The following is a 26402-nucleotide window of genomic DNA, read 5'->3' as shown; positions in this document are numbered from 1 at the left end:
GGTTGCGTCGCAAACTCCAGCTGAGGTCGCAAGGGCAGGTTGCGGCTTTGTTCATTGAGAGGACCCCCTGGAGGCAATACCAGGAGGATTCCCTATAGGGCACTTCCCGATTTACCACCGGTCATTCCGAACCACGTTCGGCGGCTTTGAAGACACTCATTGAGCGCGGCTAGGTAAATCAAGGGTACGACCTGCCGGGTGTCGATGCCGCTTTTGAAGCAGGCATCGGCACCAGCTCGGTGAGCGTCGCCCGCGCAATTCAGCGGACGCGCTCGATACACCCAGTCGAATCGTGCCGCAACTTGCCGCGCCGACAGGGCGCCCGAAGACTTCAGACTTGTGACCGAAGGTCTACGCCCAGTCCTCCTCCCATTATCCACCTCCCTCAAATCAAAGTGGACGTTCAATCTGAACAAATTACGCCATCGTATCACAAACGACTTACCGATCCCCGACGTGCTCTAGCCTTAGTGCTTGTTAAGAAGGTCGGCTACTGTCTCTCCGCGTCGCCGGGCATCGGCGGCGAGCCACACCTCCCCCACCTCATACACGTCGCCGTGGGTACTGAACGGCACAATGACGTCAATGGCAGCCGACAGCAGGTCAAGAAGCGTGTGGTCTTCCACAGCAGCTCCTTGCGGGCTGCTCTTGACGAGTGAAAAGAGCTTTTTAAAGCCTTGGACCGGATCCGCCCCATGAATCGTTGATATTGATCCCGCATGGCCGGAGACGACTTCGCTAAGGTAGGCCCAAGCAGCATCATCGCGCATCTCGCCAAGCAATATTCGATCAGGGCGCATGCGCAAGCTGGCTTGCAACAGTTGCTCGGCTGTCACCGCACCTACGCTTGCTCGGTCCTTCGGATAGAGTAACCGGACATGGTTCTCGTGCGGGATTGCAAGTTCGAGCGTGTCCTCGATACTTATCAGCCTCTCTTGCGGGGGTATAGCGTTGATCAAAGTCTTGCTCATTGTCGTTTTGCCGCTTCCAGTAGGTCCGCAAAGCAGCATCGTGAGCCGCCCGCAAACGCATGCTCGCAAAAATTGCTCCAAGTCACCATGGTCGTAGTGCTGAAGAATCGTTTCGTCCTGCCGCTCTTGGCGCTCCTTTCGTGACCGCCATTGATTCCAACGCGAGTATTCGTAGCGAGAAGAAACTTCCTTGAGTTCGGTCACACGACTTGAGGGACGCCGTATCGTCAGGCTTATTGTTCCTGAGGGAACAGCGGGCGGCAAACAGATCTGCAGCCGCTCTCCGTTCGGCAGCTCAGTCGCACAGAGGGGGCTTTGCGGTCCGACATCTTGCTTGCGCAGCGCTCCAGCGAGGATCGCGATGTCCTCCAGATCGTCATAAGATAGCGGTAGCGGATGTTTCGTGAAAACGCCGGCCTGTCGGACAAAGGCTTCCCCAGGCCGGTTGATAGCGACCTCTTCGGTCCTTGGCTCCTCAAGCCATTTCAAAACAGGGTTGAGAAGCAAACGCAATTGAGGGTCAGCCTCCGGTCGCATTGTTGTCTCTCCGGCGTTGGCGATGTTGGGGGGCTGGCGCCACGGCGATCGGTCTAAGATCGTATACATCTGAGAAATCGAGGTCCCGAGCCACAAAGATCGATACAGCATCTCCCTGGTTTTTCTTCAGAGTTGGCGGAACGTTGATCGTTGCTCTAAGGGTCGTGTCAACGGCTTGTCCGGCGTTGCTCTGGAAGCTGTTGATGCCGCTTCCTCCACCTGAGCTGCCAGCGTATTGACCGGCGGCCTGAAACGCGCCTTGAATGACGCTCATGAGCATTGCTCCGCCAAAGCGCTGCCAGAAGTGATTATCCACCGTGCCAGGCATTCCGGAGCGGCCGAGCTCGTCAGCGCCCGGCGACGCTAGCGAAACGAGGGCATGGTCAGGCGTTTCGATGCGCGTCCACAGCACGAAGACACGCGCATCCCCCTGTTGGAGACCACGCTGGATCTCGCCAATCACGGTCGTCCCGCGATCCAAAAGCACCACGTTGTTGGTGGCGCCGCGGACGTCTTTAGGTAAGACGCACTTCACATAACCCGGTAAATTTGTGTCGACTGCCGTTTGCAAAATGCAGGGAATTATCGTTCCTTGGGTAATCACGAGATCAGGGTGCGGCAAAAGTGTGGCCCGGCTTGGCTCCTGTATATCTGGCTTCAATCGCCCCGTCAGATCGCCAGCGTCTGAAATCTCATGCGAGGTCGCGGGAGCATCCCTATGGTTGTCTTCGCTCCGCTGACCGTCGTTGGGCATTTGACCGCTGCCACTGTAGGCGAAAATTGGTGTTTCCTCCGGCGGCGGATCAGCTGGCGCCGGAGGCGGCGTGGATGGCGCAGGATCTCCTGCCTGCGCCGCCTGTACGGGTGCTGGAGCTTCGGGAGCAATCTCAATCGGCACGGGGCGGAATGGCTCGGCGTCGGCGACAATTGGAGGTTTTGGCTGAGTTGGCTCGTCTTGTGTGCTGGGACGACCGCCGAGCCAGATGAGCGATAGAGATGAGATGAGAACAAGAGCAGCGACGGCCAACTTCTGCAATCCCGAAACATGCCGGCGGGCCGGCTCCGAGACCATCGATCCTGAGGCATGGACATCATGTCCCGACTGTGGGCCGGTTTCATTCATCGGCCGGGCCTTTCAAAACGCGCCACACGTCGGGTGTCACTGTACCGGTCACTGGCGCTCGTCCCACAGGGTCATAAGCCCTGTTGAAAATGGACAAGACCGTATTGCCATCTCTCAGACGCCATTCCCGGGCGACTGCGGATACTTCAACATAGTCTCCTTTGACCGTGTAATTGGCAGCGGCTTCCTTGCCGTCGGGATTGATAATGTAGAGGGAGGGTATGCGGGAATTGCTTGCGAAGCCAAATACGGTGGTAAAGCCATTATCGAAAACTTCCAGCGGCGCCAGCGATCGATCGCCCTTTGCGACGTAGTGAAAATTGCTTTCGTCCGGACTGGTAGTTGCGGCGGGCCGATTCAACAAATCCTGAACTCTCTCGTCGCGCAGCACTTTCGCCCGGGCCTGACCAAGAATCGAGCGCCTTTCTGCGTCCTTTCTCTGAGCAGCAGCCTCATCAGCAGGATAGGTGAACTGCACACTGTAGTATAGGTCAGGTTGCTGCTCATCGAGTTTTGGCATCGCTCTCGTTGAAATACTGAAGACGTATCTCCGTGTACCGGACTCACTCTCGGCCAGCACGATGACCGGCTGCGGCGGGAGCATCCGGCTAGCCTTAAAAAAGAGATAGTTGGCGCGCGGGAGCGCAGCCAGGTCTTTGCTATTGGAAACGGCCACGGCTGCGACTGTCTCGTTGGCCGCGAATGTGACAACCAGCGTTGCCCCCACTGCGGTAGACAGGCGCACCACTTCGTCAGGACGGTAAGCCAGGTAGCGCATGCGCGCATCATGCTTGCCGGCAAGTGGTGTGTCTTCCGCGGACGCTTCCATCGTTAAGAAGAGTGAACAGACCAGCGCGAGAAACGCTCTTTTTGTCATGGCTGCACATAGCCCAGGTTCGATACGCTATCTTCCGAGCTTTGATAGGAAGTGACGAGTAGACCTCCCGGATTGGTGAGCCTCGATTGCCCAGGCAGACCCGTCAAGCGCTCGTAGCGGATGGTAGCTGTCCAGGTGGTCACTATCGGCATCTGCCCATCGACAACAAGCGTACGTTTGTAACGGATCTGTTGAACGTCCGGACTGATGTCGTTTGAAGAAATATGCCCGACCTCGAGCTTGCCGCGTTTGCCGACCGTGACTTGCGGCGAGGTGGGATTCGGATAGTTGAAGAAATCTTGATATTGCTGTCGCACAGCCGGCGCGCTGAAACTGGATACGAGGTCATAGGCGTATTGGGCTGTATCTGCTGTGTACCCCTCGCGCAGGCGTACATATTCCCACAGCGAAGCATTTATGACGGCTCGGTCTTGGGTTGCCGGCAGTCGAGAGACTGACACTTCGCTGTCGACGGTCCCATCCGGCCGGACCCAGAGGAACACAGGTACGAGCTTGGCCAACGGGACCATGGCAGCAATGGTAAATGCCTGGGCAACATTTCCTAGGACCGCCGCTGCGGCAAAGGCTATCAGGGCCTTTGACAGGCGCCGCGCAGACTTCGCTCGTGAAGTTTGAAACGCTTCCACCTTCTTATAGTGGGCGGCTAGCGTTTCTCTCTCCACCAGAAGGGCATGTTCAGGAACTTTCACTTTGGCTCTTCCGCGCATTCGACCTGAAGATCCTCAGGGGTGGTTTCCCATTGTCCCACGTTCAGTTGGAATGGGGCACCCGCGCATGTCGCAAGCCCATGGCTCGTCTTGCAGGCGGCCAAAGCGAGGATTGACAGAAGTAGGCAATATTTCATGTTTTTGGCACCGAGCTTGTCGATTGATTAACCACCCGCCGTTTTGGCAAAGTGGCGATTGAGGCTGTTAAGAGGTCGGTTCGCACCTCCCCAAGAGCCGCCGGCGATGCTGCTGGCGATCGTCGGAAGCGCGACGATCAGAGCGTCACCAGCTAGGAAAAGCATGTCGAGCTCGTAAAGCCCGATGATCTTGGCTGCTGTCGTGCCCGAGAATTTGATCATCAAAAGCATGGCTGCCAGCGAGACTGCTTCGGCAGCGATTACTATCGTTGCAACGATGTTGAGGAGGAGAAGCAGCAGCCCGTACGAGAGCAGTTGGCCGATCCATCTGGTGGCTATGTCTCGAGTGTGATCAAAAAGGTAGCCTACAAGGACCAGGGGGCCGATCGTCAAGAGCACCTTCGTCAGAATTCCAACGGCATCGTAGATCTCGAACGCTGTCCACAGCGCGCCGTAGAAAATCCATTGCGCTCCCTCGAAAGCAAGTATGTCCTGGCCGTTCATAGGCCCAATTTCGGAAGCAATCAGCTGAAAGACATACTGGCTTGAAGCAAACATGAGATCGAGCTTCTGGGGGATTCCGATGAAGGGCAAGTCGCTGCCACTGATGTCGTGAGCCAACCTCGGAATCGTGTCGTCGAAGAGCGCTTCAATGTACTGCTGATAGTTGGCCTGCCCTAAGATAAGGGCGACGACAATCGACACCATGATTACGCGCGAGATACCCCCGCGCGCATCGACTTGACCACGCATGACCAGACAGCCTTGGATTATTATCCAGAGCGTGACACACGCAACCAGAGGCGCACTGACCGCCGCTTGGACGTTTTCAAGCACTTTGTGCAGCCCGGACGTGAAGGCCCCATGAAAGATCGTGTGTATAGTCGTGAATGGCGCGGGAATTTTGAAATTCATGGCGTGAGCCTGATGTGTCCCTGATCAGCGCAGCTGAGCCTGATGAACTCTGTGTGGTTTACGGGAGGATGCTAAACATATTAGCGGTGTCCTGATGTTCGCGACGCTGCGTGGCGGCCTCCTCCACGGCGTGAAGGCTCCCTTGTGCAGTGGCCATTGTCAGCAGACTCGTGGCCTGGACATTTTGGATCATCGCATCGTGAATCTGCTTGAGGACCAGACCGTTGGTCACGGTGGCCTGCATAATATTTCCCGAGCGGGAAAGCTGACCGAGCGTGCCGGCGTTATCCTTAAGGCGCTTGTCCATCATGCCCAAAGTGTCGGCTGCAATAGCTGCGGCATTGGCGGCCCCGGCGATTTGTCCCTGTAACAGTTTCGCTTCTGAATCGGTGCCGTTGACTATCCGATTTGGGTCCTTCGCAATGTTACGGGCCATAATCGAAGCTGGCGCCCGAGCATCAAACATCTGCTCCTCCAGCTTATTGCTCGACGGGTAGTGATTTCCTTGGTTCAGTGAGCTTAGCAGTCCCGTGACAGCGAATGACGACGTTAGAATTGTCACCATTTCAATCGTGGTAGCGAGCGTCTCGATTGACCTCTCAAGGATCGCCGCATTGGAAAGCGCTGTTAAGGTCGCTTGTGTTTCTGTTACAGGGTCGCTGACGATAAATTGCGAACGGGCCTGTCCGTGAAGCAGAAGGGAAGCAGCAAGGGTCGTTACTGCAAGTTTGGCAAATTTCATGAATATTCCTCCGTCAGTCTTGAACTTCGTGGTACCGGGCCATGAACTTGTCGAGCCACCCACTTGGGGCGTCTCCGTGCTGGTTACGAAGCTGGTCGGCAAAGCGCACTGTGTTGGCCCGCCCCGAGAGTACGGCTACGTACTCGCGCATCTGCCCAAGATCGAATTCGCAAACAATACTCCCGCTATCGCGCTTGAGCAAAAACTTGCGGCTGCCGATTGCCATTCCCTGGCGGATTGCCTCGAACTCCTGCGCAGTGCACTTCAAGCCATCGACATACGCAGAGCGGTCCGCCGTCGGTGATGGGTAGAAAATTTTCGTCATACATTGCGCAACGAGACTAGCTCCGAGAGGCGATTCCAGAACGTGTTCAGGCTGCTGCGTTGCGAGTATCAACATGCCGTTGTTTTTGCGGACCGTGAGCAAGAACTTGTCGATAACGGCCGAGAATTGGGGGTTGAGTAGATAGAATCGAAATTCGTCGCAGCTCATGACGAACCGACGACCATCGACGATAGCGCCCACTCGATGCAGAAGGTATGCGGCGGCCGGTGCACAGACCTCCTCATATTCCAGGAGCTGCGTCATGTCGAAGCCCGTAATGGAGGCATCCAGCCTTACTTCGTCCACGTCGCCGTCAAAGGCCCATCCAAGCGCCCCCCCTCTACACCACCGCTGCAGCCGTGCTCCTGCGCCCTCGGAGGGGCTGTGCAATAGGAACTCGCGCAGGCCCGCAAGTGAGCGCATAGGGGGTTCGAACGAAAGCTGACGAACAATGCCGCGTTCCAGCCGACGGCTTTCCTCCGGCGAGATCGGACCACGGCCGTCACTCTCGATCAGGGCCATCAACCACTCGCGCAGAAAGTCCCGGGAGGCGGAGGTGTTGTCCAGTCCACGCAGAGGGGCCAAGCCGCTCGGAGCGCCTCTGCGCAACGCAAGATATGTCCCTCCCGTGGCTCGCACCAGCAGTTCACCACCCCGATCCTTGTCGAAGAAGACGATCGCACCATTGCGATCGACCAAGCTTTGCTCAAGCATCGCGAGGACAAAGGTCATCAGCGTCGTCTTGCCTTTGCCAACGGGCCCGAATATTGCCGTCATGCCGACGTCATTCTCATGGGGGATGTAGTCGAAAGAAGTTCCACCGTTTGTGCGAAAGCGCGCAACAGCATTGCCCCAGTGGCCGGAACTGGAACCGCTTGGGAAGTTCTCAAATGAGACGAGCCCGGCAAAATTGTGTGAGGTGATCGCCCCCGGGCGCGTGCGCCACCTGTTGTTCCCCGGAAGTTGGGACCAATATGCGGCCTCCATGCCGATGCCCTCTTGGACGATAACGGCGCCCGCGTCGGCCAGCCGTGCGCGGGCACTTGCTGCGCGATCTGCAAGGCTATTGAGGCTGTCGGCATAGACGCACAGGCTCAGATGATGCGAACCCATCACGAATTCGTTGCTTGCCAGTGCGTCCTCTGCCTCGGCAAGTTCATTGATCTGGGTGAGAGCCTTGTCGCCGGCACTCGTCATCTGGCTGGACTTAAGGCTTAGTTTGGCATGAGCTTGTGGGCGAGTGAGGAAGGAAAAGCTCTGGCTCAGGACAAGCGGGAAGTTGGCGGACAGCAAGGAATTTAGCATGCCCGGCCGCGTCGTCGCCGGATATTCACGGAACGAAAACAATGATCCGACGGAGCTATCCCCGGGCCTTCGAATCTCAAGCGCCCGCTTCCCGCAGATGACCTGGTCAGTGTAGATCGAGGCGCCAAGTGAGCCGGTAACCATCGGAACCGGAAGAAACCGGCAAGTCATCATGAGCCGAAGCGCCTCGCCGATTTCCGTGAAGAGCACGTTGCCTTTCTCACGAATGCCCAACCGGCGCAGACCGTAACCGCCGAGTGCGCCAGCAGTGATGTGCCAGAGGTCTTCCAGGCTCCGCATTTGGGTGGCTAGATCGTGCTCATTCCGTCTGCGGGACTTGGCAATCCGCAAGCCGATCTTGCCGATTGCGGTGCGGGGGGACACGATCAAAGTGAGGAAGTGATCGTTGCGAAAGAGCTTTCCCGACAGCACACGACGCTCGTAGGCCTCGCTCAGACTGCCAGCGAATGCACTTTGAAACTGGCGCGGCGCCGGCGCCGGCACATCGTTGTGTCTCACAAGATGAGCGTATATCGAGACATTGTCATCGGCGATGTTGCGCAAGAGAGTGTTGAACGCGCGGCAGCGCGAGTTGCGCATCTCAGCGTCTTCCAAATCAAAGGGCACACCGTTCACATGTGCCATGGCCATGATCGATCCGTCTTCCAGAAGGACAACCTGATCGCTTACGTGACCAACATACGGAAGGTAGATCTCGCCAGACCTCTCGGTCCGGCCGCTGGCGCCGAACATTACACCATTCCTCTTCCGCGTTTCGGCACTCTGATCGGATTGGCGCTGACGCTTGCGCCTCCCCAGACCGGCCCGTCCACGCTTCTGCCGGCCGTCTGCAAATAGAGCAGCACGACGCTTGCCGCGTTATAGTCACGCTCAACAACCAGCCGTGCTCCGAACCAGAGTGGCACGAGAACGATTTCGTAGAGCGGGTTCTGAAGGATAATGATAACAAGCCCAGCCAACATCATGAGCAATCCGGCCAGCGTCAGCGGCACCCCCAGAAACAGTGCGGGGCGCGTCGCCGCCACATAGAGGGTGCTCACTTCCAACCGGTCGCTCATCAGCCGCCGCCTATGAGCGCCTTGCCCAGGAAGCTGGCCCCGAACATGATGACGATCCCTCCAACGACACCCGCAACCAGGCCAAGTGAAGCACGACCGAACATCCAAGAGATACCGATGGCTACGAGCCCGAGCACGGCCAGTGATTGTCCAAAGGGGCCAAGTATGAACGTGCAGATATTCTGGACCATCTTGGCAGGATCCGTCCCTCCGGTCACCTGAGCCGCGGCTGGCCCGCTGTAGAAGACCGTCCACGCCGCGCCTGCAGCAGCGGCCGGTACATATTCAGCCGCCATGCGCAGCATGGAAAAAGGCGAAGGAACACGCGTTTTAAGCGCACGAAGTATCTTGAGTGGCGTCATCATTGCATCTCCATGTTTCAATCGAATACGAGTTTGTTCGGGTTCGCGGGTTCCCGTGCTTTCGCAGCCTGGCTGCCTGTCGGATCGGAGGGATCGGCCCCGGAGCGGTCCGGCTGATACGAGCCCCAGATGTCCCAAGAATCTTGGTTGGGCTGCTTCTTTCTATTGGCCTGTTGGCTCTGCTGGAGCAGAGGCGGCACGGCTTTCCGACCGGGTGCCTCAAGGTGCGGCACATCTCGAGCAGTCGGCTCCAGCGTTCTCTCAAGGAGACTTGAGATGTCCTTTGCGGCCGACTCGACCTTGCGTACATAACCGTTGGCGAAGCCATGCGTGACGTCGCCCGTGTTATAGGCCGAGATGGCACGGCGAAGCGCCAGTTGCTGTGCCACAGCAGTGGTGCCGCCGGCATACCGGCTTTCAAGCAAGTGGGCGGCAGCCGAAAGCGAGGCGCAGGGCTCGAAAGCCCTTTCCGGCGTGAGATTGAGCATGGCAAAGTTCTTGCTGTTTATCTGCATCAATCCAACATCGACAGAATGTTGTGCTTCGAGGCGTTCCTTGATGCCCCGCGTGGCTTCCAGGTGGTCTATCCAGCGAAGCTGCTCACCTGTGGTGTTGTCATGAGCCACCAGCGTTTCAAAGCCACTTTCAATCTTGGCAATCGCGGCGAGGGTGGACGGCGCAACCCAGGGGGCGCATTTGCGCGACAGGCTGCGGAACTCACGCGGAGAAAGTGGCGCGGGCTCGGCTGGGAGTGACATGGATGTCATCAGGACGATGGCCAGCGGCCAAGCTGCAATAAGCATTCCCTATCACCTACCTTTCCAAGCCGCCGGACGGGTTCTGGCCCTGTCCGGCACGCGCTTATCGGGGAGGTTTGTTACTGTGTGATGTTCAAGTTCAGCTTTTCGGTTTCAACTGAAGCAAAGACCGTGTTCGTATCAGCGTGGGTGAGCATCTTGCGCATGCGTGGGTGGCGCGGGCCCGATCAGCCAGCGACATCCGGAGCATCTTGGTACAATGACTCCTGTACAGGATTGCTCGTCCCGGCCGTCCGTTGCTCCTGGAGTGTGGGCCGCGACTTCGGCGTCATGGATGGTACTTCTGTCAGCGCCAAGCCAAGGACAAAAATGGGGAGCTTGGCGGGTTTGTTCAGGCTCGGGATCACCGTGGGGAATCGACGAAGGCGATAAAGCAGCCCAACTTTGCCGGTATGCTGCCGGTCCTCAAAGAGCAGCCATGCGCGGCCCTGCACACTCAGATCATTGCTTGAGACGCGAGCTCGTCCGCGAAGCTGGCTCGAAGGCGCAAATCCGCGGGGGAGAGGGTCAACTGGGAAGACGTGGCGGCGCAGCCCATCCTGGTGCGAGCCTGGTTCAGCTGTTCCCGCCGTCAAAGGGTGGATCATGCACAGTCCCATCGGCAGAAATCCGCACGTCATTGACGGAGTCCGACGGCGCAATGGACAAGCATAGTGACACGCTCAAGATGGAGGAGTTGCAGTAACTGAGAAATGTTAGCCCGGACGTTCACCGCAACCGGCGACCTGCCGGTCGCCCGAACAGCATTTGAGGCCGCCGGCCACCTTGGACGAAGCCGGCTTGGCAGGAGACATACTATTTGGCACAAGGCCGCTGCAGCGAATCACGGTCTTCTTCCGCCGACCGCCTATCCGATCAAGCCAAACGCCGCGCTGCTCAACCATGTCCGAGCTGGATCCACGAGCCGGAGGATATCGAGATGATCCAGGTCCGCAAACTCCAGGATGACCAGGATGCAAGGGCATAGCAGGAAACCTGGCATCCATGAGGTCAAACTCGAGTGATATTGGCAGGCCTGCACCAACGGGGGAGCTCGAAGCGAAAAAGCGAAGGACCGCACGGCAGGGTCATGTCGGCGCTTGAACCTGTCTGGTGGCCACGGGCTGCCTTGGTGCGGTCAATTCGCTGGGGATGAAAAGACCAGGACGAGCACGGCCTCACATTGGCCGCACGCCACGGCGAGTGGTATCAGGGGCAGCTGTTCTGGGTCCGTGCCCCAGGGTTGCTCGGCAACAGGTTTAGACAAGGGGATTCAAGATTGAAGGTGTGCCGTTGAAACATGTTCTTGTCATTGACGATGATGCCGCAATGCGGCGCCTCATCGCCGAGTATCTCACGATGCATGCCCTGAAGGTAACCGCAGTCCACGATAGCAAGCAGTTTGACTATGTTCTTTCACGTGAGCCAGTCGATCTCGTGGTTGTCGACCTTAACCTAGGCCGGGAGGATGGACTTGCGATCGTCCGCAATCTGGCGACAAAATCGGATGTTCCTATCATAGTGATCAGCGGCGACCGGCTTGATGAGGCGGAAAAAGTGGTTGCACTGGAGCTCGGCGCAACCGATTTCATTCCCAAGCCTTTCGGGATGCGCGAATTCTTGGCCCGCATTCGAGTAGCGCTACGCCAGCGCATTTCTAGTCCACGAACCAGAGAGCAGCGCTCATTTCGCTTTGGGGCCTGGAAGCTCAGCGTGAAGCAGCGGCGACTGATCTGTGCGGAGCGTGGCGAGGTCAAGCTTACCGCATGTGAGTTCAATCTCTTGATCGCATTTCTGGAGAACCCCCGCAACGTGCTATCCAGAGAACGGCTTTTGCTCGCGAGCCGTGTGCGTGGAGAAGAGGTGTACGATCGAAGTATCGATGTCCTAATCATGCGCTTGCGCCGAAAGCTGGAGGCTGATGCGGCCAACCCTCGCCTGGTCAAAACATCCCGTGGCGCAGGGTACTTCTTCAACGCTGACGTAGACGTTAGCTACGGAGGCACGTTGGCCGCGTGACAGTGAGCTATGCTGGAGATTGGGGTGACGAGGCTGATCAAGTCTTCCAACAGTACCAGCCTGATCAATTACGGCGAGAGCTACCGGTCCGGAGATCGCATCAGCCCCTCTCTGCATAGGCACGCGGCCGCCTGAATTGCCGATTTCGCTCAGCTGCTGCTGAATGGCGACGGCTTGCGGCGTGTTCAGGGCCCTGTGCGTCTCCGCTGGCCACAACAGCGCTGGGGAATGTTCATTGTTGGGACGACTCACTCGGGTGGCAGGTGGTTGCCCTGGTCAAGCGCATCCGGCGAAGGGCGGATCTGCTGTTCGCTGGCAGCCAAGACTGGGGGCGGCGGCCCGAACTCCGGCGTCCCAGAGCTTGCGAAAGCCTCCGACACGCTTCTGTTGAGGTCATCCCGTCCAGCGGGCATCCCTGGGTTGCTGAAAAAAGACGAGGCGGCTTGATGATCCTGCCCTCGCTGAAGCACCTCGCGAAACCCCTGTTCCAGTCGCAGAAGCTCCTCTGGATCGGTTGGCGGCTCGTCAGCTCGACCATCGAACAGCGGCCGGAGCGCCTCGGACACGTGCTGCTCAAAGCCCACTCGCCGGGCCTGGACCGCTTGCCCGTCTTCCAAGCCGGCGTCCTGCACCTGCGACAAAGCTGTTACACGGGATGGATTACTATTTCGCGGGTCCATACTAGCCTCACATCAAACTGTATCGTCAAAGTCCTGCGCCAATTCACACAGCGGGTCATCGAGTTGAGATTCTGCGGAGAGCGCCTCCTCTGCTCCCATCAAGGGCGCCGGCTCCGGGAGGGCGCCTGTCTGGCTTTCAAAGATGCGTTTCAGAATGCGATCCGAGAAATAACGCACCTTCCTCAATTTTAATGGTGGCAGACCTTTGATGAGAACAATCTCGTAGTCGTCATCGAGCAGCCGAACCTGTTCGGGACGCAATAGCGGTGCACCTTGATGTGAATTCTGAATGTTCCAGTCGAACGTTCGCGCCTGGCTGTGGGAAATCGATTTGGCTTCAAACGTGTATTCACCGATGGCCTTGGAAATGTAGTTCGGAGTCTCGTCATCAGCCGTGGCCATGAACACTTGCAGTCCGGTATTGCTGAGAAAATTCTGCTTGCCAGCCTCTCCATAAGCCCCCGTCAGTGCCGAAAGGCTTTGGATGATGAGCATGAAACGCCCCTTGTAGCCCGCGATAGTCGTGATTGCGGTCTCGATCGCCTCCAGCTTACCCAAGTGCTTGAACTCATCGAGCAGGAAGAGAACCTCGTGCTTTTCATCCCGGCGGGCCAGCGACCGCTGCAGAATTGAAACGATTTGCTGAAAAAACAAGCGTATCAAAGGCGCGATCACCTCAAGGTCGTTCGGACCAACGCAAAGATAGATGCACGTTCTGCGACGGCGAAGATCATATACCGAAAAGTCCGAGCGACTTGTAGCCGCCTTTACAGCGGGATCCGCCCACAGGTTGAGCCCGCCATCGCCGAGCACGGAAGTGTAGGAGGTTAGGATTTTGGTATCGTTCCCCGCCATGTCGTCGAAGATGCGTTGTGCCTCTTTGTTCTGGGTCTCCATGGCGAGTCGCGCGAAGAGCTTAAACTTCTCCCCCGGCTGGGCGAAGAGGTCATAGACGGCGCCGATTGTTGGCGTGCCCCGCTCGATGCAGGCAAGGATTCCCGCGACAAAGATATCTCGAGCGCCGCTGACGAAACCTTCCGCGCCCTCCCCCTTGGCCGTAATCAAGTTTGCGGCCAAGCGGCGGGCTTCGGTGAATTGCTGCTGTGGAGGCAGCGCTATAAGATCCAACAGCGGATTGTAGCAGTTTGTGCGCCGCTCCGAATCCAGCGGCGCGAATTTAAACACGTCGTCACCTGCGGCTTTGCGCGCCCTCGAGGTGAGCTCAAAGAGCTCCCCCTTGACGTCCAGAGCTATCACCGAGCCTTTGAATGTAAGTAGCGTTGGAATGACTATGCCGACGCCCTTGCCAGCGCGGGTCGGTGCAACGATGAGGCTGTGAGGCTGCTCGCCATTGGTCAGGTAGTAGCCAGGCCAGAAAGGGCCACTTGTCTTCCCAAACACCGGCCCTGTCACGCCACGGTATCGTCGCAGATATCCCGTGCGTCGCATTTCATCCACTCGAGCCCAACGAGCCGTCCCGTGGTGTTCGAGCTTGCGGCGCAATACGATCTGCTGAATCAGCAAGACGACCGCGGACGTCGAGAGCACGATAGCCGCGCCCCGATAGAAAACGGGGGTTGCGAAACCCAAACAGAAGGGCGTCTCAAACCAAAAGGCACGGACATCAAACGCCATCAGAGCCTCGCCGCTACCGCCGTGGCGGAAGGTTGCGTAAAGACTTGCCGCACAGAAGCCCACGGCGAGTGAGCACGCGATGCTAATGGCTATGTTGGGGGGCGTCGTTTTTGTTGAAAGCATTGTTCCATTGCCGGATTAGCCGTAGCTAATGCTGCGCGTGCTTCAGAGACCGAACCGACGTCGCGCGATGTCGCCGCTCGACAGATCGATGCCGCAGCGGGTGGTGCGATGCTTGCAGCGCATCACCCGGCAGACGTGGTTTTTGAAAGTTACACTAAGCAGGTACCTCAACGGCCAGCGAATTGGAAACGGCAAGGCCGTAAACGGAATTCGGGAGAGAAAGCGTCACTGTACCATGGCCGAGACCTCAACGGCCGGAGCGATCTCTGCTTCTGGTGGCCTCCATTAGGTCCTCTCGGGCGTGATTGTAGGTGTGGCTTATGGACTGCCCGACTTGAGCACCCCGCTGCAGCTGTTCATAGGAGGTTTGCGGGCTTACTGTATCACGGACTGCAGCCTCAATACCTGCTATGTGGCCGTCCAGATTCGCACTCCGTTCCTCTGCTGCATGCTGCGGCGGCGGCATGTGCGGCAAGATGTGTTGCATGCCGGGAACTGAGTGAGCTTGGGCCTGTTGATTTGCGTCGAACTGGTGATACGCGTTGAGAATAGCATTGGATGCTGTCAACTTGACATTGACATCCGGATCAGAAGCCAATCCAATGGCCTGATCAAGAATGCGAGATTTATTTTCGTCATTAAACTTACTGAAGTGTGGCGCAACGTAAAGAGCTCCGAGAGCTTGCGACGACGGCTCCATGTTGCCAATGCGATTAACAATAGCATCTTGCATCCCTGGCGTTAGGTAATGGCATACATTACTGACCGCTCTGACTTGCTGCAACGCTACGTCATCCGGGGTGTACCCCAATCCGGCTGTTAATTTCTCGGCCAGATCGATGGCTGATCGTCCAAGCTGATTGGCCCGCCTTTCAAATCTCGCGAGGTCAGTTTCTGGCCCGGGTTGAGTGCCCCGAACGGCTGTTCGCTCGTGCGTCCCGAGGCCTTTGAAGCCCCCAAGATTTCGCGCTGTATCGCGCGGGTTAGCGGTTACCAGCCGTTCTGCAACATCGCTCAATGGCCCCTCTGGAACGTCACGGAGGCTACTGCTCCCCACGCCTTGAGATGATCTTGCAGCTGCGCGTGCCCGTTTGTTATCGCGATCCATTGCTCGCCTCCAAAGTAGTTATTCTACCCAATGAGGGTACCACCGAAGCTTGACCTGCTAAACCGATATGATGTTACAGTTGTAGTATGGCAAAGGGTTCCCAGCTCTGTGGGTCTGCCAAAAGCCCGTCTAAGACGAAGAAAATACGATGAAGTTGGCATCAAATGCGATGTGAACCGCCCCGGGCTTTTCGGAGGCCGTTTCGTTTGAGTCACGCGGCTATGGCTGGTTCATCCAACATGGCGTAGTAGCGTTCCTCGGCTTCGGCCGGCGGGATGTTGCCGATGGGCTCCAGCAGCCGGCGATTGTTGAAGCAGTCGACCCATTCGAGCGTGGCGAACTCGACGGCCTCGAATGAGCGCCAGGGTCCGCGTCGATGGATCACCTCGGCCTTGTAAAGACCGTTCATCGTTTCGGCGAGAGCATTATCGAAAGAGTCGCCGACACTGCCCACCGAGGGTTCGACGCCGGCCTCCGCCAAGCGCTCGGTGTATCGAATGCTGACTATTGGGCGGATTCAACCGGTCGTCGCAACACCAAGGGATTGGAGGTTGCAATGACGGTTCACCAACGCGCTTCAGATCGGTGCACTCGAAAGAAGCTAGATTCGCCCGGGCGTCCGCCTGCCTGACAGCGTGAGAATCGCTTCCGGTTCTGGCAAGCTATTGCCTTGGGACGTTCGAGCGAGGAGGCCGCACTGGATGCCGGTATATCAACGCCTCTTGGTCCGCGCTGGTTTCGGAGTGCAGGAGGGATGCCGCCAACGCATTTGGCGCCGTGGGCAAAGCCGCCTTCGGGGCGATATCCTTCTTTCGGGAGCGCGAGGATATTGCGCTTGAGCTTGCCGGGGAATCGGCATCCGGGCCATTGCGCGTAAGCTAGGTCGGCCGCCGAGCACAATCTCGCGGGAGGTCAGGCGCAATGCCGCGACGCGCAGCGGCAATCTGGATTACCGGACCAGTGCCGCCTGATGGCACGCCGATCGTGCGTCCCGGCGGCCTCCTGGCAAGCTGGCGGTCAATCCGGCTCTGCGTGAATATGTTGAGGAGCGCTTGGCTAGCAAAGTCACCAACCCGCATGGCGCCTCATTCGAGGGCCCCAAGGTGGGTATGGAAAATGCGGAGGGCTGTTCACCGGCAGAGCCGGAGGTGGTCGGCAGCCCTGGAGCCCCGAGCAGATCGCTAAATCGGTCTTCAGATCGATTATCCAGAGGATCAAACCATGCGGATCAGCCACGAGACGATCTATCAGTCCTTGTACATTCAAGGACGCGGAGCATTGCGCCGAGAACTGACCGCATGTCTGCGTTCAGGCCGAGCGTTGCGCGTACCGCGCGAACGGGCCCGAGTGCGCAACAAGCCCTTCATTGGAGACGCCGTTATCATAAGCGACCGTCCGGCCGAAATTGCCGATCGGGCTGTCCCCGGACATTGGGAAGGCGACCTCATCCTTTCGGAAGCTCGGCGATCGGCACGCTCGTGGAACGAAGTTCACGCTTCACAATGCTGCTTCACCTGCCGCGCATGCATGGCTATCAGCAGAGCCTGCGCATCAAGAACGGTCCACCACTTGCCGGCCACGGCGCTGAAGCAGTCCGCAGAGCCATAGCCCGATCCATGGGCAAACTTCCCGAGCAACTGCGTCAGTCGCTGACTTGGGACCATGGAGCGGAAATGGCGCAGCAGCCGACCTGCGCATCGACACCGGGCTCGAGATTTACTTCTGCGATCCCCAAGCCCGTGGCAGCGAGACTCCAACGAAAACACCAACGGCTTGCTGAGACAGTACTTCCCAAAGGGCACGGATCTCAGTCGGCACACAGCCCGGGATTGGACGCAGTCGCCCATGCTATCAACACAAGACCGCGCAAAACGCTCGGCTGTAAAACACCTGCCGAAGTCCTCGACCAGCTCCTTGGGGGACAGTATGATGCCGGTGTTGCGACGACCGGTTGAATCCGCCTTGGCTGCCTCTATCCCTGTGATGGATGAGCCCGCCTCCCTGCACGGGCCGCCGATCATGGAGCCTGTTCCAGGGCATCGAGAACGAAGGCTGCATGCGCCGTCCGGCTCACCCGCCAGCCGACGATCCGACGGGCATAGGTGTCGATGACAAAGGCCACATAGACGAAGCCCGTCCAGGTCGCGACGCAGGTGAAGTCGGAGACCCGCAGCATGTTCGGCGCCGGAGCATGGAACTGGCGGTTGACGTGGTCGAGAGGGCAAGGTGCGGCCTTGTCGCTCACCGTAGTGCGGATCGGCTTGCCGCGGACGATGCCTTCGAGGTCCATGGCCTTCATCAAGCGGGCAACCGTGCAGCGGGCGACGTCGAAGCCCTCGCGACGCAACCGCCGCCAGACCTTGCGAACGCCGTAGACGCGGAAGTTCGCCTCAAACCGTCGGACCTCATCCTTCGAGGCTGTATCCCATCTTGCCCGAGCCGACAGCCGGCAGGGGTCGACGCGCTTGGCGACATGGTCGTGGTAGGTCGACGGGGCGATCGGCAGCACCTTGCAGATCGGCTCGACCCCATGCGCCTTGCGGTGATCGTCGATGAACGCGATCGTGGCCTGAACCGGCGGTCGAGCTTCGCCTGGGCAAAATACGCGGAAGCCTTGCGAAGGATCTCGTTGGCCTGGCGAAGCTCACGGCTCTCGCGTTCCAGAGCCTTGAGTTTCGTCGCCACATCCGTAGGCACACCGACTTGCACGCCACTGTCGCGCTCGGCCTTCTTCACCCCTCATGCAGCGTCTGCGCCGTGCAGCCGATCTTGGCGGCGATCGATGAAACCGCCGCCCACCGCGACGTATGCTCGCGTTCGTGATCCAGAACCAGCCGCACCGCGGGGGTCCGGACCTCGGGAGAGAACTTGTTGGTCGCCTTGCTTGTCATGGTTCCACCTTCTCAGGAGTTGGAGCCTCCGATCAACCCGGGGCGGTACACAAGAAGGGTCACGGATCAATCGAGGCGGGAACCCTAGAGAATCAGCCCTCAGAGCCTTTGGTAATAGACCGACCCCTCGCACCTGTTTGGGCTGGGTGTACAAGTCAGGTTTTCATCAGGTTCGACGAGTATGTCTGGCAGTAGAGCGCGACCACTTCCGTGCCCGCCCGCTCGTCTGGCAGACACACACAGGAGAAAGATATGCCGTCAGCTACAAGCAGCGCCATCGTTTCCTGCCGCAGATCATCGCTGATCCGGTCTGGCCCTCCATCAGGTTCCCCTTGAGCCTGTGTCTCGTCGAGGAAATGGCCCGGGAGCGGGATCGTGGTTTCGTATGAGACAATCCGCCGGTGCGGCAACAAATGCGGTCCGCATACGGAGCCATTACGTTGCGGCACTTGATATTGCAGTGCAGCAAAGGTAGAGGGCCGCCCCTTATCGGAGTGTCGTCCATGGTCCTTACCAATACTGGTAGCGAGGCAGAACCCGTCGAACAGTCGAGCCATCCGGCAATCGAACAGCAAAGCCCCAAGGTGCTGATGCTAGGCGCGCTCGGCGTTGTCTATGGCGATATTGGCACCAGCCCGATCTACGCGTTCCGTGAGGCGCTGGTGGCGTCGTCGGGCGGCAATGTCGCCGAGCGCGGCGATATCCTGGGCGTGCTGTCGCTGATCATCTGGTCGCTGACTATTATCGTCACCATCAAGTACATCATGTTCGTGCTGCGCGCCGATAACGGCGGCGAGGGCGGCGTGCTGTCGCTAATGGCGCTAGCGCGCGGCAGTTTCCCCAAGCGGTCGGCGGTGATCCTGGGCATCGGCATCGTCGGCGCCTCGCTGTTTTTCGGCGACGCGGTCATCACGCCCGCGATTTCGGTGCTTTCGGCCGTCGAAGGCATGAACGTCGTCACGCCTGCTTTCCAGCCTTATGTGGTGCCGCTGACCCTGGTCATCCTCGCCATGGTGTTCGCGGTGCAGCGCTTTGGCACGGGTGGGGTGGGATTAGTCTTCGGTCCGGTGACCGCTGGATGGTTCCTGGCGATCGGCCTTTCCGGTCTCAACCAGATCATCGCCGACCCGGAAATCCTGTGGGCGATCAGCCCGCATTACATTGTCGCCTTCCTGATCAATTCGCCCGACGTCGCTTTCGTCACCATCGGCGCCATCTTCCTTGCCGTCACCGGCGCAGAAGCGCTCTATGCCGATCTCGGCCATTTCGGATGCAGGCCCATCGTGGTCGCCTGGCTGTGGATCGTGTTTCCCTGCCTGCTGCTCAACTATGCTGGGCAGGGCGCTTTCGTGCTGGCGAAGAACGGTCACGTCGGCCACCCATTCTTCGAGATGAACGAAGGCTGGACGCTGATCCCGATGGTGGTGCTGGCAACCGCCGCGACGGTTATCGCCAGCCAGGCGGTGATCTCCGGCGCCTTCTCGCTGACCCGGCAGGCGGTGCAGCTCAATATGCTGCCGCGTCTCGAAATCCTGCACACCTCGGAACGGCAGTCGGGCCAGATCTACATGCCACGTGTCAATCTGTTGCTGGCGCTGGCGGTGATGCTGCTGGTGGTCGGTTTCGGCGAATCGAGCAAGCTGGCCTCGGCCTATGGCATCTCGGTGACCGGCAACATGCTGGTGACGACGGTGCTGCTGTTCGTCGTCATGACGCGCATTTGGAAATGGCGCCTGTGGGTGGCGGTCGCCATGACGGCGCTGTTCGCGTTCATCGACATCGGCTTCTTTGCCTCCAACATCGTCAAGGTGTTCGAGGGCGGCTGGGCCTCGCTGGCAGTGGCCTTCACCATCGTTCTGGCAATGTGGACCTGGGTGCGCGGCAGCCGCTATCTCTTCGACAAGACCCGCCGCAACGAAATCCCGCTCGATTTCCTCGCCGGCAATCTGTTGAAGAAGAAGCCGCAGCTGGTGTCCGGCACCGCCGTGTTCCTGACCAGCGATCCGCAAAGCGCGCCGACAGCGCTGATGCACAGCCTGAAGCACTACAAGGTGCTGCACGAGCAGAACGTCATTCTGTCGGTGGTCACCGCACCGCAGCCGCTGGTGCCCGACAGCGAGCGGGTCAAGATGGAGACGGTCAACGAGTTGTTCATGCGGGTGACGCTGACCTTCGGCTATATGGAGCAGCCCAACATTCCGCGCGCGCTGGCGACCTGCCGCAAGCAAGGCTGGAAGTTTGACATCATGACGACATCCTTCTTCCTGTCGAGGCGCTCGCTCAAAGCCTCGCCCAATTCGGGCATGCCGGTGTGGCAGGACAAGCTGTTCATTGGCCTGGCACGCACGGCCGCCGATGCGACCGAATATTTCCAGATCCCGACCGGACGCGTCGTCGAGATCGGAACGCAAGTGACGATTTAGGGCATGCCGCGGTTGAGAAGAATCGGTGCTGTCAGATTGATTGAGCGGTAAGGAAAATCAGGTAGCAGCGCGCCCGGCACTGTAAGTTTCAGCGGCTTGATGCAGCGATAGCTGGCCGGGACGGCTGTGACGCTGTGGCGACACAATGCATGGCGGCGTTACGCAGGTCTCGATGTTGAGCCGATGACAGCGCATTGCAGGGAAAGTGGAGCAGGTCGGCAATCGGATCATGGATGGAAACGAACCGCTGAAGCTGGCGTGCCGACTTGAAGCGTTTCATGATCCTTTCGCGTCGTCGGGTGGGCTGGTGCGAATTTTCCGCTCGATTATTCAGGCCTGTGTGCGACCGGTGTTCGACGCCGGGCATGAGGTCGCGCATGGCGGCATCATAGGATCGGAGCTTGTCGGTCATCATGATCCGTGGTGTCTGCCCTTGAGCCTTCAACTTGCGCATCAGACGCTTTGCCGCCTTGGCATTTCGGCGGCTTTGTACCAGCACTTCGAGGACGAAGCCGTCCTGATCGACGGCACGCCAGAGCCACTGCTTCTTGCCACTGATAGCCACGACACATTCGTCGAGATGCCATTTGTCGCCCAGGCAGCCGGCTGACCGTCGCTTGATCTCTCGGGCGAAATTCCGTCCGAATTTCTCCGCGCAGCTTCGAACGGTCTGATCCGTGACGATGATGCCGCGGGCCGCCAGCATGCCCTCAACCATGCGCAGGCTGAGCGGAAAGCGAAAGTAGAGCCATACCGCGTGCGCAATGATCTCGGGGGAAAGCCGTGGCGACCATAGAGCGGACCACGAGCAACTTCTGACATGGCCCAATGTACGCACATCTTCATAAGCTGTCGGTTGACTTTACGGTGCCGCGCCAAGCGAGCAGCATCCGGCCGGCGGGGCCGACCCCGTCTCCCGGCCGTGAGCAGAACGGCATCGCGCAGGCGCTTCATCCTCGACGCGGCCAGCCTGCTTTGCCGTTACCGCCGCCGCCGAAAGCGCCAGGCGTTGCCGCCAGGCGCCGGTCCGCCGGCAGCGGTTCGTCTCCGCCGATGATCCGATTGCCAACCAGTTCCACTTTCCCCCAATACCTGCGTAACGCCGCTATGCAAATCTGGAACAAAATCGCGTATGTCGCCGCAGCATGACAGCCGTCCCGGCCAGCTATCGCTGCATCAAGACGCTGATATCTTTACACTGCCCGCACGCCTCTCGCGCGCCAACGGCCAGTCGGTGTCGCGAATTGAGGCGCGCTGAAGCCGTCCGGCTCAGCCGATCATGGCGCTTCGGTTGCCGGGTTCGAGGTCGTGGCCTCTGCCGCTGCGCGATTCTAGCATTTGCGCCTTGGAGAGCTCTGCTTCAGCCTCGGCGAGGCATGGCTCGGCTGCGGTTCTCTGCCGCAGAAGGTCCGATTGCGAATTCTTGACGTTGTCACGACGTAGGCGAGCGGCCTTGGCGAACGTCGGATAAGCGAAATGATTGACATCGGAGATGCCGGCCTTCGTTTCCTCGGCGTTTATCTGGAAGTCCAGTTCTCGCGCCATGCGTTCGAAATCGGCAATCATCATGTCTAGCTGGTGCAACTGTCGCCGCTTCTCATTCACCTGAAATTGCAGTCGGACCAGATTACCTCGGGGCTTCATGACTCGGTACTCCGGTACACATTTCGTCCAATTCAAACCGCTCTCTCCCCCTTAACGTTAGGCCTACAGCGACTCTCACGTTTTCTGCTGCGAGCGGAAACATATTTTCCAAAATCCTTGGCCGATGGCTATGAGTTCAATGGCATCGACAAGCATGCGAGCGGGGGACTTAAGGGGCGGTAAAAAAAGGCGGAATAGGGCGATTTTCACAATGTCTGCATATGAACGCGTTGACGGCGGGCTTGACACACAAAGCAATCGTCAAGATTTGCGACATGGACGCCGGGGGGCATGAATACGCCCGCCGTCAGCTACACGCCCCCCGATTTCCGCCGCCTATTATCGCCCACGCGGTCTGGCTTTATTTCCGGTTTCCGCTGAGCCTTGCGCCTGGTGGAGGAAATGCTGCTGGAACGCGGCATCGTGGTTTCGTATGAGACAAGTCGCCGGTGGGGCATCAAGTTCGGGCCGGACTGCGCTCGCTGCTTGCGCCGCAAGCCGCCGTGCCGGAATGATGTCTTGTACCTGAACGAAGTGGTCGTCACCATCGCCCGGCAAAAAGCTTTGGTTGTGGCGCGCCGTCGACCAGGATGCGTGGCCAACCATGCCTTCTTTGGACACATGGCCTGCGCGAGGCAGAGCGCGACCGACAGCGCCGATGGCTTCTCAAGGGTGAGGCAGAAGCCGAGAATGCAGCGCGTCGCCACGTCGCTAACGATCGTAAGATATGCGCGGCCGATGAAGGTTCCACCACCGTCGACGACCTCAACGAAGTTGATGTCGGTGGGTGTGTGATCGATCTGGCAGACATTCAGCGGGTGCGTGGCATGGATGTAACCCGGCCGCGCCTTGAGCCGTTGAAGATGCTTCGGGTTCGCTGATCTTTTCCTCGCGATCTCCTCGGGGCTGAACAGCGAGGGTATGCGACGCGCGACGGTGAGATAGGATGGAGTGGCCAGGCCGGCCTCCTCGCAGCGAGCCCGGACCTCGGCCACGACGGGAGCGAGCCGGCGGAGCCTCCACCACGAGCCACTGCGTCTTCACGATGATCTCCTCGATACCCTGGTCAAGGCGCTTTTTCCGAGTCCCGTCCCCGTCGCGCGCAGCAGCGACGTCACGGTCCGGGGGATGCGGTAGCGCGCCAGCAGATTGTAGATCTGGCGGGTCGACAGGCGCAGCTCCGCGGCGGCCCGCTCGATCGGCGCCTGACGGGGCCCCGCACCATCGAGGATCTTATCCAGCTCGCGGGCTACACGACGTGCCGCGGACCATGCTTCATCGGAGAGAGATGGGGAAGGAGTTGCTTTTCGGTTGTGTAATTGGTTCGGCAAATGACCAATGAAATCGTTAGCGGAAAATCGGGGCTGCCTAAACAACACCTAACTTTTCCCTGTTTGAAATCGGGAAGTAAAAGCGACACCGGTAAACCAGCGAGCCATCTCCAAATATGTGAATTGTGGATTGCTCCTCGACGGGAGCTGAGGGGCGGCTCCGCAAGCCTTACGACGCTCTTCGCGAGCCGTAGCTGCCGAGCTGGCAAAAGGCCGGGCTACGTCGCGCCAGCGCAATCGGCGCGCAGAAAATTAGGCCTACCCGCTTCGGGACCGCGGACCTCGTCAGCTTCTCGTAAGTATGCCCAAGTAGGTTGCTCAGCTGATCTGTGGACGTGAGGCTAGCGTGAACCGGCACAAATTTGACCTATCCAATGTAACAGCTTGGCGGCAGGTGCAGCCCCCGGCATCTCAAGAGCAAGCGGCACAGGCCGGGCAAGAGGGCTTTGAGCAGCGCTTGGGCGAGGCGCGCCGAGCCGCTGCCCAAATTCCCGCCCCCGGCGTTCCGGCTCTGCCAGACCCGTTCCATCCTCATCCGTCTCAGGGAGACCTGAGCCTCATCGAAGCCGCGGCCCCATGGGAAGCGCAGCCCATGATGCAAGGGAGCGGACAAGAACACGCCGCGGCGCCGTACGCCGGAGGCAGTGGGTCGATGCTAGGTGCCTCGGTGCTGCAGCCGGGTCACTCAACGGCGCGCCATCATCATGCACCGGATTCGTCAGTGGTTGATCTGAATCCCGCACCGGTCGAGTTGCGTGACCATGCTCGTTCTGTGCCGGCGGCGGTGCAGCCAGATCCTTCAATAGTGGTCTCCGGTCACGACAAGCGTCCTCTTTATTCCAACGATGCGACTGTTGTCGAAGGGCTGAGGTCAGCACTCTATGCCGGTAAGGTCGGGGAGCGCTCGGTCAAGCGCCATGTAAATTCTCTTCTCGGCTTTGGTCGTTGGCTCTTTGATAATAACAGGCCGGGATTTGCTGCTCGGCTTGACGCGCTGGATCAGGATCTCAAGGAGTACGAGAGCAGGGTTGGCCCCTCGGAGTACGAGAGCAGGCGTGGCCCCTCGGACGTGGCTAGAGCAGTGGGTCGTCTCAAGACGTGGGCGGGCGGAGCGCCAGTGCTGGGCCGCGCTGTCCTGACTCCCGACCCTGCCGACGCCGCGCTCATCAGAAAATACACAGCGGCTCTCATCAAAGAGTACAAGGCAGCGTCTGCGACCGAGCCGAATCCCGCTACCATTCAGACCTATGGATCTGCTCTTAGACGTTTTAGTCAATACCTGGTTGAAAACAACAAGCCGGGGATTGCGGCTCGGCTTCACGAGGGGTCGCTGGATGAAGATGCCAAGCGCTATATGAACTCCGGTGGGATCAGTGCATTAGCTCATCTCCGGAAGTCCGAACTCAGGCGCGAAATTGCCCTTGCTGCTCGTCCGGAAGACGCAGTCGGCATGGAGGCTCGTGCCATTGGGGACGCCGCTGCGCAGCATAGCGGGCCGCAGAAGGCATTGGGTCGGCCAGAGAAGCTCCCTGGGAAAGCTAATGAAGACGGGCGGGTGCTCGGCGCATTGCAATTGCTAGGCGACCAACATATCCAGAGGGATTACCAGCTCCTGGAGCAGGAGTTGCAGGGGAACAATCCAGAACTCGCCGCCCGGACGCGGTTCGTGGATCCCCTCGTAGCCCATTCTCATCTGCGCTTCGGCTCCGAGAGCGACAGGCTAAGCGCATTCCAGCGCATCGTCCATAATCAGAACGGTAACGACACAGCCGACTTCCTGTTCGTGCCAGTGAGCGATGCCGGTACGACTCGTGAGAACCGCGGCACCCATTGGTCGCTGCTATTCGTTGATCGCCGCGACCGGGCACGGCCGGTTGCCCATCATTATGACTCCGCCGGGGAATACAATAAAGAGCTTGCAAAAGAGTTCGCAAAAAGGCTGGGCGCCCGCCTGGACTCACCCCGCATGGCCCAGCAGAGCAACAGGTGGGATTGCGGAGTCTACGTGGTGGACGGCACGCGGGCGCTGGTTGGGCGATTGCAAAGATGGCAGCCAGATGACCTGAACCTCAACAACCTCGTCGTCAATCGGCAGGCACTACAAGCCCGACTCATGGGTGACGATACATCTGGAACGGCAAATTATCTCACGAACTTTGAACTCATGGACCGACACGCCCGAGACGCGGTTAAGGAAAGCCCCGTTGGGACGGGGGACGCCGCTGCGCAGCGCAGCGGGCCGCAGGAGACATTCAGTTGGCCGGAGAATCTCCCCCTTGGGGAAGCTAATGAAGACGACGCTGTTGTGGCATCGTCTTTCGTGCCTGGGCACCATCACCAAGCCTCGGATCCCGCAGGGTCCTTTCGTCCCCTGAGCTGGCGCGACGGCGACCAGCGCGCGCTGGACGAGCGGATCGCTGCACAGGACAGGAGCAACCAGCTACCAAGCGAGGAGGTCCTCATCAACCGTGAGCATGATACAGCGGAGTTGAGACCAGCGAAGAGGCAAAGGACCCTGAACAGTCGTCTGCAGGACGTTGCCACTGAGCCGCAGCTGAGCGAGACCGGCAATTCAGGCGCTCGCGTGCTGATGCAGGCCCCCACCCATCAAGTGGGTGCATTGCCATGGGAGGCGCAGCCCATGATGCAA

The 26402-nt window shown here is 59.0% G+C and carries 18 protein-coding genes, 7 pseudogenes and 1 other annotated feature; of the genes and pseudogenes, 5 read left to right on the top strand and 20 right to left on the bottom strand.

Going from position 1 to position 26402, the window contains the following annotated elements:
• Nucleotides 1-467 precede the first annotated feature (467 nt).
• The 11 genes from virB11 to NKI67_RS25555 all read right to left on the bottom strand — a co-directional run bounded on the left by virB11 (nucleotide 468) and on the right by NKI67_RS25555 (nucleotide 9904).
• Nucleotides 468-1508, bottom strand: coding sequence for a P-type DNA transfer ATPase VirB11 (virB11, locus tag NKI67_RS25605; RefSeq protein WP_023673699.1), 1041 nt, complete (start codon nucleotides 1506-1508; stop codon nucleotides 468-470).
• Nucleotides 1492-2631, bottom strand: coding sequence for a type IV secretion system protein VirB10 (gene virB10, locus NKI67_RS25600; protein WP_023679589.1), 1140 nt, complete (start codon nucleotides 2629-2631; stop codon nucleotides 1492-1494). The genes virB11 and virB10 overlap by 17 nt, the downstream gene beginning before the upstream one ends.
• Nucleotides 2624-3508 (bottom strand): TrbG/VirB9 family P-type conjugative transfer protein, encoded by an 885-nt coding sequence (locus tag NKI67_RS25595; RefSeq protein WP_352480564.1) that lies wholly within the window; start codon nucleotides 3506-3508, stop codon nucleotides 2624-2626. Before NKI67_RS25595 ends, virB10 begins: the two co-directional genes overlap by 8 nt.
• Nucleotides 3505-4218 carry a type IV secretion system protein VirB8 gene (locus tag NKI67_RS25590; RefSeq protein WP_023679587.1) on the bottom strand — a complete coding sequence of 238 codons (714 nt, stop codon included), beginning with the start codon at nucleotides 4216-4218 and terminating at the stop codon, nucleotides 3505-3507. Before NKI67_RS25590 ends, NKI67_RS25595 begins: the two co-directional genes overlap by 4 nt.
• A complete protein-coding gene (locus NKI67_RS25585) occupies nucleotides 4215-4373 on the bottom strand; it encodes a type IV secretion system lipoprotein VirB7 (RefSeq protein WP_081731114.1) in 159 nt (52 codons plus the stop codon). The genes NKI67_RS25590 and NKI67_RS25585 overlap by 4 nt, the downstream gene beginning before the upstream one ends.
• 27 nt (nucleotides 4374-4400) lie before the next feature.
• Nucleotides 4401-5288, bottom strand: a complete 888-nt coding sequence (locus NKI67_RS25580; RefSeq protein WP_023762840.1) for a type IV secretion system protein — start codon at nucleotides 5286-5288, stop codon at nucleotides 4401-4403.
• A 58-nt stretch (nucleotides 5289-5346) separates the two neighbouring features.
• Nucleotides 5347-6030 (bottom strand): TrbJ/VirB5 family protein, encoded by a 684-nt coding sequence (locus NKI67_RS25575; RefSeq protein WP_023673704.1) that lies wholly within the window; start codon nucleotides 6028-6030, stop codon nucleotides 5347-5349.
• 13 nt (nucleotides 6031-6043) lie between these two features.
• Nucleotides 6044-8413 carry a type IV secretion/conjugal transfer ATPase VirB4 gene (virB4, locus tag NKI67_RS25570; protein ID WP_023685155.1) on the bottom strand — a complete coding sequence of 790 codons (2370 nt, stop codon included), beginning with the start codon at nucleotides 8411-8413 and terminating at the stop codon, nucleotides 6044-6046.
• Nucleotides 8413-8739: a type IV secretion system protein VirB3 gene (locus NKI67_RS25565; protein ID WP_023673706.1), complete on the bottom strand. Its 327-nt coding sequence runs from the start codon at nucleotides 8737-8739 to the stop codon at nucleotides 8413-8415. Before NKI67_RS25565 ends, virB4 begins: the two co-directional genes overlap by 1 nt.
• A complete protein-coding gene (gene virB2 / locus NKI67_RS25560; protein WP_023673707.1) occupies nucleotides 8739-9044 on the bottom strand; it encodes a pilin major subunit VirB2 in 306 nt (101 codons plus the stop codon). Before virB2 ends, NKI67_RS25565 begins: the two co-directional genes overlap by 1 nt.
• Before the next feature lie 74 nt (nucleotides 9045-9118).
• Nucleotides 9119-9904 (bottom strand): type IV secretion system lytic transglycosylase VirB1, encoded by a 786-nt coding sequence (locus NKI67_RS25555; protein ID WP_352647504.1) that lies wholly within the window; start codon nucleotides 9902-9904, stop codon nucleotides 9119-9121.
• A gap of 1287 nt (nucleotides 9905-11191) precedes the next feature.
• On the opposite strand from NKI67_RS25555, the gene virG reads away from it, so the two are divergent.
• Complete coding sequence (gene virG, locus NKI67_RS25550) at nucleotides 11192-11917, top strand: two-component system response regulator VirG (RefSeq protein WP_023685159.1); 726 nt, start codon at nucleotides 11192-11194, stop codon at nucleotides 11915-11917.
• 248 nt (nucleotides 11918-12165) lie between these two features.
• Here the strand turns inward: virG and NKI67_RS25545 are convergent, their stop codons facing one another.
• The 4 genes and pseudogenes from NKI67_RS25545 to NKI67_RS25530 all read right to left on the bottom strand — a co-directional run.
• Nucleotides 12166-12534 carry a hypothetical protein gene (locus NKI67_RS25545; RefSeq protein WP_352480566.1) on the bottom strand — a complete coding sequence of 123 codons (369 nt, stop codon included), beginning with the start codon at nucleotides 12532-12534 and terminating at the stop codon, nucleotides 12166-12168.
• A gap of 75 nt (nucleotides 12535-12609) precedes the next feature.
• On the bottom strand, nucleotides 12610-14355 hold the full coding sequence (virD4, locus tag NKI67_RS25540; RefSeq protein ID WP_352647502.1) for a type IV secretion system ATPase VirD4: 1746 nt from the start codon (nucleotides 14353-14355) through the stop codon (nucleotides 12610-12612).
• 247 nt (nucleotides 14356-14602) lie between these two features.
• Nucleotides 14603-15373, bottom strand: a complete 771-nt coding sequence (locus NKI67_RS25535; RefSeq protein ID WP_352647500.1) for a hypothetical protein — start codon at nucleotides 15371-15373, stop codon at nucleotides 14603-14605.
• A gap of 301 nt (nucleotides 15374-15674) precedes the next feature.
• A pseudogene (locus tag NKI67_RS25530) lies at nucleotides 15675-15968 on the bottom strand (integrase core domain-containing protein); the annotation flags it as partial.
• A gap of 159 nt (nucleotides 15969-16127) precedes the next feature.
• Between NKI67_RS25530 and NKI67_RS25525 the strand changes: the two are divergent.
• Nucleotides 16128-17418: pseudogene (locus NKI67_RS25525) on the top strand (IS30 family transposase).
• Between the two features lie 7 nt (nucleotides 17419-17425).
• Here the strand turns inward: NKI67_RS25525 and NKI67_RS25520 are convergent.
• A pseudogene (locus NKI67_RS25520) lies at nucleotides 17426-18354 on the bottom strand (IS3 family transposase); the annotation flags it as partial.
• Nucleotides 17955-18071: a sequence feature (AL1L pseudoknot), on the bottom strand. Its footprint overlaps the pseudogene before it by 117 nt.
• A 503-nt stretch (nucleotides 18355-18857) precedes the next feature.
• Between NKI67_RS25520 and NKI67_RS25515 the strand changes: the two are divergent.
• Nucleotides 18858-20777: a potassium transporter Kup gene (locus NKI67_RS25515; protein ID WP_352625604.1), complete on the top strand. Its 1920-nt coding sequence runs from the start codon at nucleotides 18858-18860 to the stop codon at nucleotides 20775-20777.
• A gap of 88 nt (nucleotides 20778-20865) precedes the next feature.
• Here NKI67_RS25515 and NKI67_RS25510 read toward each other — a convergent pair.
• The 3 genes and pseudogenes from NKI67_RS25510 to NKI67_RS25500 form a co-directional block, all read right to left on the bottom strand.
• Nucleotides 20866-21599: pseudogene (locus NKI67_RS25510) on the bottom strand (IS6 family transposase).
• A gap of 50 nt (nucleotides 21600-21649) precedes the next feature.
• Nucleotides 21650-21810: pseudogene (locus NKI67_RS25505) on the bottom strand (DUF1403 family protein); the annotation flags it as partial.
• A 236-nt stretch (nucleotides 21811-22046) separates the two neighbouring features.
• On the bottom strand, nucleotides 22047-22421 hold the full coding sequence (locus NKI67_RS25500; RefSeq protein WP_352625602.1) for a flagellar export protein FliJ: 375 nt from the start codon (nucleotides 22419-22421) through the stop codon (nucleotides 22047-22049).
• A 291-nt stretch (nucleotides 22422-22712) separates the two neighbouring features.
• On the opposite strand from NKI67_RS25500, the pseudogene NKI67_RS25495 reads away from it, so the two are divergent.
• A pseudogene (locus NKI67_RS25495) lies at nucleotides 22713-23019 on the top strand (transposase family protein); the annotation flags it as partial.
• On the opposite strand, the pseudogene NKI67_RS33910 reads toward NKI67_RS25495, so the two are convergent.
• A pseudogene (locus tag NKI67_RS33910) lies at nucleotides 23018-23752 on the bottom strand (TnsB C-terminal domain-containing protein); the annotation flags it as partial. The pseudogenes NKI67_RS25495 and NKI67_RS33910 overlap by 2 nt on opposite strands.
• 721 nt (nucleotides 23753-24473) lie before the next feature.
• Between NKI67_RS33910 and NKI67_RS25485 the strand changes: the two are divergent.
• The coding region (locus NKI67_RS25485) for a Ulp1 family isopeptidase (protein ID WP_352647496.1) at nucleotides 24474-26402 on the top strand (1929 nt) is incomplete at its 3' end.

It is taken from the genome of Mesorhizobium sp. M0408 (assembly GCF_040321495.1).
In the GTDB taxonomy this organism is placed as follows: domain Bacteria; phylum Pseudomonadota; class Alphaproteobacteria; order Rhizobiales; family Rhizobiaceae; genus Mesorhizobium.
The sequence above is the reverse complement of the archived record's forward strand: the minus strand, read 5'-3'. Positions and strand labels throughout refer to the sequence as shown.

Coding starts and splice junctions, on each gene's coding strand:
- NKI67_RS25500 (WP_352625602.1), bottom strand. CDS start 22,421: ATGAAGCCCCGAGGTAATCTGGTCCGACTGCAATTTCAGGTGAATGAG.
- NKI67_RS25580 (WP_023762840.1), bottom strand. CDS start 5,288: ATGAATTTCAAAATTCCCGCGCCATTCACGACTATACACACGATCTTT.
- NKI67_RS25565 (WP_023673706.1), bottom strand. CDS start 8,739: ATGAGCGACCGGTTGGAAGTGAGCACCCTCTATGTGGCGGCGACGCGC.
- virB4 (WP_023685155.1), bottom strand. CDS start 8,413: ATGTTCGGCGCCAGCGGCCGGACCGAGAGGTCTGGCGAGATCTACCTT.
- NKI67_RS25515 (WP_352625604.1), top strand. CDS start 18,858: ATGGTCCTTACCAATACTGGTAGCGAGGCAGAACCCGTCGAACAGTCG.
- virB10 (WP_023679589.1), bottom strand. CDS start 2,631: ATGAATGAAACCGGCCCACAGTCGGGACATGATGTCCATGCCTCAGGA.
- NKI67_RS25555 (WP_352647504.1), bottom strand. CDS start 9,904: ATGCTTATTGCAGCTTGGCCGCTGGCCATCGTCCTGATGACATCCATG.
- NKI67_RS25575 (WP_023673704.1), bottom strand. CDS start 6,030: ATGAAATTTGCCAAACTTGCAGTAACGACCCTTGCTGCTTCCCTTCTG.
- NKI67_RS25595 (WP_352480564.1), bottom strand. CDS start 3,508: ATGACAAAAAGAGCGTTTCTCGCGCTGGTCTGTTCACTCTTCTTAACG.
- virD4 (WP_352647502.1), bottom strand. CDS start 14,355: ATGCTTTCAACAAAAACGACGCCCCCCAACATAGCCATTAGCATCGCG.
- NKI67_RS25585 (WP_081731114.1), bottom strand. CDS start 4,373: ATGAAATATTGCCTACTTCTGTCAATCCTCGCTTTGGCCGCCTGCAAG.
- virB2 (WP_023673707.1), bottom strand. CDS start 9,044: ATGCTGCGCATGGCGGCTGAATATGTACCGGCCGCTGCTGCAGGCGCG.
- virB11 (WP_023673699.1), bottom strand. CDS start 1,508: ATGCGACCGGAGGCTGACCCTCAATTGCGTTTGCTTCTCAACCCTGTT.